Raw genomic sequence first — 8,200 nt, 5'->3', positions numbered from 1 at the left:
GGCCGGCGATCCCTTGAGTGAGGTTGCAATGCTGCATCAGGAACTTTCCGCTTTTCTCGATATGGTCGACGAACGCCGCCAGAGTGGGCGTCCGGCCCTGCATGAGTTATCGGTCGAGCGGGCGCGAGAGGAATTCGAGGCCGCTTCGCAAGCCTTGAAGGCCGGTGCGCCTCGGATCCCAGTGGAGCAACTTGAGCTGGAACTCCCAGGGCGAACCCTGCCTGCGAGGTTGTACCGCCCGACGCCGCAAAGCTCGGCGCCGGTAGTGCTGTACTTCCATGGGGGTGGGTACGTGGTTGGCAGCCTGGAGTCCCACGACGGTTTGTGTCGGACCTTGGCCGAGGCCTGTGGCTGTACGGTGCTGGCGGTTGGCTACCGACTGGCGCCGGAGCATCCGCTTCCCGCCGCGCCTGATGATGCGCGGGCGGCCTGGGAATGGCTGCGGGTTCGGGCCGCTGGACTCGGCATTGATCCAACCCGGGTGGCGGTGGCTGGCGACAGCGCCGGCGCCACGCTGGCCAGCGTCCTGGCGGCGCAACTGGCGGCGGAGGGCGGCCCATTGCCCTGTGCTCAACTGCTGTTCTACCCGGCGGTGGATGCTCAGGATGGAAGCGAATCGCGCGAATTGTTTGCCGACGGTTACCTGCTGGAGAGCGCCACGCTGGAGTGGTTCTACCGACAATATGCACCGGAGCAGTCGCAGCGGTATGACTGGCACTGCTCCCCGTTGTATGCAGGCGAACGGCTGCGCGGCAGCGCCGCGGCGTTATTGCTGATCGCCGAGTTCGATCCTCTGGTGGACGAGGGACTGGCCTATGCGAAGGCGTTGCAGGAACAGGGCGTGGATGTCGAGGTGACGCTTTGCCGAGGGTTGACCCACGACTTCCTGCGCATGTCCAGCCTACTGCCCGACGTGGCCGCGTACTTCCACCAGATCGCCCGCTTTCTTCGCGAGCGCTGGTGACGGGAAGAGCCAGGCTTGCACCTACGAAAGCGTCGGAATCATTGAACCTGTCATCGGGTAAGACCCGCCGCGCCCCTTTCGCTGTCTTCTCAAACGGCGAGATGCCCCGTCAGGTTTGGATACGACGCTGGCTTACCTATATCCGGTCGTCGGATAGTCATCGTACAACCACTGGGCTATGATACAGATTACTTCGCTTCAATGAGATCGATGTGTCCATGGAAAACCAGAGCGCTCAACCACGCGTCCGCCGGAAGCACCGCAGTCTTGCACAGGAACTGGTCACGGAGCTGTCCCAGCAGATACGCGACGGCCTCATCAAGCGCGGAGACAAGCTGCCCACCGAGTCTGCAATCATGCAGGCGCAGGGTGTAAGCAGGACGGTGGTGCGCGAAGCGATCTCACGCTTACAGGCGTCCGGTCTGGTGGAAACGCGTCACGGCATCGGTACCTTCGTACTCGACACGCCCAGTACCACGGGTCTTCGCATCGACCCGGCAACCATCGGCACGTTGCGTGACGTATTGTCGATTCTCGAGCTACGTATCAGCCTTGAGGTCGAGTCAGCCGGGTTGGCGGCGATGCGTCGTACTCCAGAACAACTGGCGGCGATGCGCGCGTTCCTGGATTCGCTGCAGCAGAGTGCGGCACTGTCCAGCGAAGCCGCGGTTTCCGATTTCCAGTTCCACCTGCAGATTGCCGAGGCAACCGGCAATCGCTATTTCACCGACATCATGAATCACCTCGGTACAGCGATCATTCCGCGCAGTCGACTCAATTCGGCCCGCCTGGCGCACGATGACCAGCCGCACTATCAGCAACGCCTCGGCCGAGAGCATGAGCAGATCTACGACGCCATCGCTCGCCAGGATGCCGAATCCGCTCGCGCCGCGATGCGCCTGCACCTGACCAACAGCCGCGAGCGGCTGCGCCAGGCGCACGAAGAGGCTGAAACCGACAAGGTTGGGTGAACCTCAGCGCTGGTTCATGGCCATGCCGGCGACGCGTACCGCAGCAGAGGCTCGCAGTGCAGCGGCGCTATACCGGGCTCATGGATGAGTCCACCGGTAATCAGCTGCTCCTCTAACGTCCAATACCGGCTTTTCTAGCGCCACTCGGCGACTCAGCGTTCCGTCGTGTTAGCGAACGATCGCCGGTGTGCCAAGACGGTGATCCTCAACGGAATGACCGTCAGGCCGGTTGTCCTTTCGCCTCAATGCTTGCGGTACGCCAGTAGAACGATACCGCTGACGACGATCAGGCCACCCAGCACTTGCAAGGGCCCGAGCAATTGGCCGAGCACCAGCCAGCCCAGCAGCATGCCAGCGACCGGCTCCACATTCATTACCGGCGCATTGCGCGCGATATTCAGGCGCGGCATACAGATGAACAGCGTCGAGAACGCCGCCCCGTAGAGCAATATCAGGCACCCCAGGGCGATCCAGCCGGCGCTCGCGCTTGGCAGGCTCAGACCACCCGGTATCAGGCCGCTGGCGCCAAGCAGGGCGGAGCTGCTGAATACGACGACCAGCGTCAGCATGCTGCGCACCGAACCGGCCATCGTCGATAGCTTATGCTCGGTAATCCACAGCGCGATCGCAAACACCGCGGCCGCGGTCAGGCTGAACAATATGCCGGCGACCCACTGGCCGTCCGGCGCCTCGCTGCTGACCAAGCGTGCCGGGACGTCCAGTACCAGTACCAGGCCGAACAGGATCATGCCCATGATCGCCAGCGCCTGCCGGGTCGGTTTTGGGCCGCCTAGCAGCCAGGTCAGCAGCGCAAGCATGATGGGCGACAGATTCACCACCAACAGGGCCAGCGCCACGGGAATGCGAGCCACGGCTGAGTAGATACAGAAGCTCTGAACCGCGATCAGCAGGCCGAGCAGAATCTGCCAGCGCCAAGTGGCGCTGCTCAGGCGCAGGGATTCGCGCCGCCAGAAGACCAAGGTGCCTAAGGCAATCAGGGTAACGCCAGCGCGACAGAGCATGGCCAGCAGCAGTCCGGTGTCGTGATCGAAAGCAATCCGGGCGGCGATGTGATTGCCTGCGAATGAGCAGGCCAGGGTGGCCAGAACCAGTACGGCGATATGGCGTGGGAAGGGCGCAGCAGTTTGCATGGGGTCAATCCTGTCCTGGGCGGAATCCGTTCCGTTCGGCCGTGTAGCCAGATGGCAGTGGTGGCTTTTTGATGGTTATGGTTGGCGAATTGTTCGTTGGCTTGCAAAGCAAAACGCCGCCCGGGTGGGCGGCGTCCTCGCTCGTGCGCTGAGGACTGTCAGAGCACCATGCTTGGCAACCAGAGCGAGATGGCCGGAATGTAGGTTACGGCTATCAGTACCAGCAGCAGCGCGGCATAGAAGGGCAGCAGCGCCTTGACCGTGTTCTCGATCGTCACTTTGCCGATTGCTGCGCCGACGAACAAGACAGCGCCTACCGGTGGGGTGATCAGACCGATCCCGAGATTGACCAGCATGATCATACCGAAGTGCACCGGGTCGACTCCGATGCCGGTAATCACGGGCATCAGAATCGGCGTGAGAATCAGGATTAGCGGCGCCATGTCCATCAGCGTGCCGAGTACCAGCAGCATCATGTTGATGCACATCAGAATCACGTAGCGATTATCCGACAGCGTCAGAAACATCGTGGTGATCTTCGAGGGAATCTGCATCAGCGTCATGATGTAGCCGAAGCTGGCGGCGAACGCGATCAGGATCATCACCACCGACAGCGTACGCACCGTCCGGTGCAGCAACTTGGGCAGCTCACGCCACTTGTAGTCGCGGTAAATGAACATGGTCACGAAGAACGCCCAGACGACGGCAATCGAGGCGGATTCGGTCGCGGTGAATACCCCGGAAAGAATGCCGCCAAGGATGATGACCATGGTCATCAGGCCCCAGAGCGCTTCGACACAAATCTTCAGCGCCTGCTTGAGTGGAACGACCTCACCTTTGGGGTAATTGCGCACCCGAGCGAAGATCAGACACATGGTCATCATCACCGCGCTCAGCAGCAGTCCAGGGCCGATGCCGGCGATGAACAGCGATGAAATCGAGACTGTGCCGCCGGCTGCCAGCGAGAACAGCACCGAGTTATGGCTAGGTGGCGTCAGAAGTGCCTGGACCGAGCCACTGACCGTAACCGCGGTGGAAAATTCGCGCGGGTAGCCCTTCTTCTCCATTTCCGGAATCAGCACCGAACCCACCGAAGCGGTATCCGCCAAGGACGAGCCTGAGATGGCGCCGAAGAAGGTGGAGGCCATGATGTTGACCAGGGACAGACCACCGCGTACGAACCCGACCAGCACGGCAGCGAAAGCAACCAGCCTCCGCGACATACCGCCTTCGGCCATGATGGCTCCAGCCAGCACGAAGAATGGGATCGCCAGCAAAGAGAATTTGTTGACGCCGCCCGCGACCTGAATCATCACCGCGTCGAACGGGATGTCGATCCACCAGGCGCCGATCAGCGCCGACAAGCCCAGCGCATAGGCGACCGGCATCCGTAGGAGGAACAGCACAGCGAAGCTGCCAAGTAGTATCAGCGCATCCATTACACCGCCTCCTTGCTGTCTTCGACCAGCTCGTAGTTGACCGCTCGTCGATGGCTCTGGTCACCGAAAATGATTCGTTCGAGCACGAACAGCAGCGTGATCGCGCCGCCAATCGGAATAGGGGAATAGGTGATACCAACGCGCAACGTCGGCAAGGTGCTCATGAATTGATTCCAGGTGGCGATGCACAGCTTGACGCCCCAGATGGTCATGAACAGGCAGATGATGGCCATCAGGATTTGCACCAGCAGTTCGACATGGCGGTGCAGATGTTCAGGCAGACGGTCGGTGAACATGGTCACCGCCATATGCGCTCCGGCTCGATAGCTCGCCGCAGCGCCAAGAAATGTAAAGATCACCATCAGCAGGATGGCCACCGGTTCAGGCCAGCCGCCACCGGAGCCCAGCACGTAGCGCGCGAAGATCCCCCAAGGGATGATCATGGACATGACCACGATGGCCAATCCCGCGACCCATACACAGGTCATGTAGATCGCGTCGTTGACGCGCAGCAGCGTGTTTTTCATCAGACTTCACCACAAGCGCGGTGACGGGCGCAGGCCCGCCACCGCGAGACTTTTCAGAGAGAACGAATTACTGGACGGCTTCGATACGCTTGATCAGCTCGGCGTAGGGTGCGCCGTACTTCTCGCGAACCGGGGCGGTCGCGTCGTAGAAGGGCTTCTTGTCCACCTCGATGAAGGTGACGCCTTCTTCCTTGAGCTTGGCTTCGCTGCTGGCGGTCTTCTCGTCCCACAGTTTGCGCTCTTCCATCTGCGCTTCCTTGGCGTACTTCTTGACGATTTCCTGCTGTTCCGGGGTGAGCTTGTTCCAGGTCGCCTTGGACATCACGATCGGCTCGGGGAGAATCAGGTGACCGGTCAGCGAATAGTTCTTCGCAGCACGGAAGTGGTTGTGCTCGAGCATGGTAGGCGGATTGTTTTCGGCGCCGTCAACCACGCCAGTTTGCAGGGCGCTGAAGATCTCACCGGTATTCATTGCAACGCCTTGTGCGCCCATGGCGTTCAGAGTGTCGATGAACAGGGGGTTGCCCATGACACGAATTTTCATCCCCTTGAGATCTTCCAGCTTGCGAACCGGCTCTTTGGTGTAGAGGTTACGCACACCGCCATCCATCCATGCCAGACCGACCATGTTGAATTCGGAGTTGGTGATCTTGTCGAGGATCTCCTGGCCGATTTCACCGTCGATGACCTTGCGCATATGTTCATGGTCACGGAACACGAAAGGCATGTTGAAGGCGTTGACATCTGGTACTACCGGACCGAGCGTGCCGAGGCTGACGCGGGTCATTTGCACCGCACCGATCTGGACCTGCTCCACCACTTCTTTTTCCGAGCCAAGCACGCCGCCGGAGAACATGCGGAACTTGAGTTCGCCGTTCGTGGCTTCTTCAATCTTCTGGCCCATGTGTTCCTGAGCCACGACCGTCGGGTAACCGGCTGGATGGATTTCAGCGATCTTCAATGTCATGGCCGCATGGGCCGCGCTGGACAAGCAGAAGGCGAAGGGGAGTGCAGCGATGAGCAACTTGCGTTTGAAGTTCATGTGGATCTCCATCTTGTTGTTGTTGGTGAGCAGCGTTGGAACTTCAAGGCCGGACAACCGCGAGCCGGTCCTTGCATGGGTGAATCATTGACGAAAGGGTGTTTCCTCCAGTCCGCAGACGCCGGGTTGCAGGGCGAACACGCCGCCCGCTAACGGCTGGTCGGAGAGATCGCCCCCCGGACGGATGGACGTGACGAACAGGGTGTCGAGGCCAGAGCCACCAAAGGCGCACATGGCTGGCTTCTTGACAGGTACTTGCAGCGAACGATCAAGACGGCCGTCCGGCGTGAAACGGTGGATCAGGCCGGCATCGTTGCCGCAGATCCAATAGCAACCGTCGACGTCCACCGCAGCGCCATCTGGGCGACCGGCATATTGGGTCATGTCGACGAACAGACGGCGATTGCTCGGGGTGCCGCTGTCGATGTCGTAATCGAACGCCCAGATGCACTGCACGCTGGGGTGCGAGTCGGACAGATACATGGTTCGGCCGTCCGGGCTGAAGCCCAACCCGTTAGGCACGACGAAGTCGTTTATCTGTGCAGCGAGCGAACCGTCGCTGGCGGAACCATCAAAGCGGTACAGCGCGCCAGCCGGGATGCCAGCAGCCATATCCATGACCATAGTGCCAGCCCAGAAACGCCCCTGGCGGTCGCAGCGTCCATCGTTGAACCGCATACCGCCGTGACCGTGCTGCACATCGATGAGGCGAGTGGCGGCAAGCGTGCCGTCATCCTGCGGAGTGATGTCGAAGACGCCGTCTTCCATTCCGGCGATCCAGCGATTCGCAGCGCCATCGCGGCGCGCGATGCAGGCGACCATCTGCTCGCCAGTCCAGCGGGTCACCGAAGCGTCCGCTGCCGCCCAGCGCTGCAATTGGCGGTTGGGAATGTCGACCCAGTAGAGCGCCTGTTCCGAGGCGATCCACACCGGGCTCTCTCCGGTAGCGTTCCGGGCATCGACGATTAGTTCTGCTTGGTTTGCCATGGCGATTCTCTTGTTGTTTTTCGCGGCGTGGCGCAAGGCGATCAATCGTCGAAGGGACCTGCTTCGCAGAACGCACCGCCTTGGTAGATCAAGGCAGGGTCGTTGGGGGCGTAGGGTGGTTGCGCTTCGACCTTGTCGCGGAATACTTCTGATGTGTCCTTGGGTGTGAAGCCAAGGTGCGCCGCCATGTGGTTGTCCCACCAGACATCCCGGTTCGCCGAGGCGCCATAAACGACGGTGTGACCAACATTGGGAGTGAACAGCGAACGTCCAATCAGATCGGTCAGGTCTCGATAGCTGAGCCAGGTGGCCATCATTCGACGATTGAGCGGTTCGGGGAAGGAAGAGCCGATGCGAATGCTGACGGTCTCGATGCCGTAGCGATCGAAATAGAAGCTCGCCATGTCCTCGCCGTAGGATTTGGACAGGCCGTAGTAGCTGTCTGGGCGGCGCGGGGCGTTAGCGTCGATGGTTTCGGTCTGCTTGTGAAAACCGATGACATGGTTGGAACTGGCAAAGATCACGCGCTTGATGCCGTGCTTGCGTGCGGCTTCGTAGATATGAAATACACCGCGGATGTTGGCTTCGAGAATCTCTTCGAAAGGCCGCTCGACAGAGACGCCGCCAAAATGCGCGATCGCATCGACACCCTCGCAAAGTGCGTGTACGGCTGCTTTATCGGAGAGATCGCAAGGCATCACCTCTTCATGCGGGCCGGTGGCAGGCTCCATAGAGGCAATATCGGAGAGACGAATAACAGTGGCATAGGGTCGAAGCGTTTCGCGTAGCACCTTGCCCAAACCTCCCGCCGCGCCAGTCAGCAGGAGGCGATTGAAGGGTGTGGGTGTGGTCGTCGTGCTTGTCATTATGGGCCTGCCCGTCGCTTATTGTTTTTGATGTCATCGGTTGTCGGATGACTTGAGCTGATTATTTCTGCGACCATCGAACTTTGTCAACCGCGATTGCGATCTTCGTGCTGATGCCCAAAATGCTTGCCTTGCCTGGGAAAGCTCCGTTCGTTGCGCCTGAAAGTGGCTTGTTCTCTAGGCTTCATAGACTTCAGAAGTGAATGCAAAGCATCACGCTAGCGGGCGCAGCGGGGCAATCACATACCACTAA

The 8,200-nt window shown here is 60.3% G+C and carries 8 protein-coding genes; 2 read left to right on the top strand and 6 right to left on the bottom strand.

Annotated features, from left to right (window positions below; translation table 11 throughout):
- Window positions 1-28 precede the first annotated feature (28 nt).
- On the top strand, window positions 29-964 hold the full coding sequence (locus ACL0K2_RS02280) for an alpha/beta hydrolase (RefSeq protein ID WP_045163722.1): 936 nt from the start codon (window positions 29-31) through the stop codon (window positions 962-964).
- Window positions 965-1,182: 218 nt separating this feature from the next.
- Window positions 1,183-1,935 (top strand): FadR/GntR family transcriptional regulator, encoded by a 753-nt coding sequence (locus tag ACL0K2_RS02275; RefSeq protein WP_045163721.1) that lies wholly within the window; start codon window positions 1,183-1,185, stop codon window positions 1,933-1,935.
- Window positions 1,936-2,177: 242 nt separating this feature from the next.
- Here the strand turns inward: ACL0K2_RS02275 and ACL0K2_RS02270 are convergent, their stop codons facing one another.
- From ACL0K2_RS02270 to ACL0K2_RS02245, 6 genes are all read right to left on the bottom strand, one after another.
- On the bottom strand, window positions 2,178-3,086 hold the full coding sequence (locus ACL0K2_RS02270) for an EamA family transporter (RefSeq protein ID WP_045163720.1): 909 nt from the start codon (window positions 3,084-3,086) through the stop codon (window positions 2,178-2,180).
- 158 nt (window positions 3,087-3,244) lie between these two features.
- Window positions 3,245-4,525, bottom strand: coding sequence for a TRAP transporter large permease (locus tag ACL0K2_RS02265; RefSeq protein WP_045163719.1), 1,281 nt, complete (start codon window positions 4,523-4,525; stop codon window positions 3,245-3,247).
- Window positions 4,525-5,052: a TRAP transporter small permease gene (locus tag ACL0K2_RS02260; protein ID WP_045163718.1), complete on the bottom strand. Its 528-nt coding sequence runs from the start codon at window positions 5,050-5,052 to the stop codon at window positions 4,525-4,527. The genes ACL0K2_RS02265 and ACL0K2_RS02260 overlap by 1 nt, the downstream gene beginning before the upstream one ends.
- A gap of 67 nt (window positions 5,053-5,119) precedes the next feature.
- On the bottom strand, window positions 5,120-6,094 hold the full coding sequence (locus ACL0K2_RS02255) for a TRAP transporter substrate-binding protein (protein WP_045163725.1): 975 nt from the start codon (window positions 6,092-6,094) through the stop codon (window positions 5,120-5,122).
- An 84-nt stretch (window positions 6,095-6,178) separates the two neighbouring features.
- The gene (locus ACL0K2_RS02250) at window positions 6,179-7,081 is read right to left on the bottom strand and encodes an SMP-30/gluconolactonase/LRE family protein (RefSeq protein ID WP_045163717.1); all 903 of its coding nucleotides are present in this window, start codon (window positions 7,079-7,081) and stop codon (window positions 6,179-6,181) included.
- Between the two features lie 41 nt (window positions 7,082-7,122).
- On the bottom strand, window positions 7,123-7,947 hold the full coding sequence (locus ACL0K2_RS02245; RefSeq protein WP_045163716.1) for an NAD-dependent epimerase/dehydratase family protein: 825 nt from the start codon (window positions 7,945-7,947) through the stop codon (window positions 7,123-7,125).
- Window positions 7,948-8,200 lie beyond the last annotated feature (253 nt).

Source organism: Pseudomonas sp. YJ42, from assembly GCF_047225135.1.
Lineage (GTDB): Bacteria > Pseudomonadota > Gammaproteobacteria > Pseudomonadales > Pseudomonadaceae > Stutzerimonas > Stutzerimonas stutzeri_E.
Note: the sequence above shows the minus strand (reverse complement) of the source record. Positions and strands in the feature narration are given on the sequence as shown.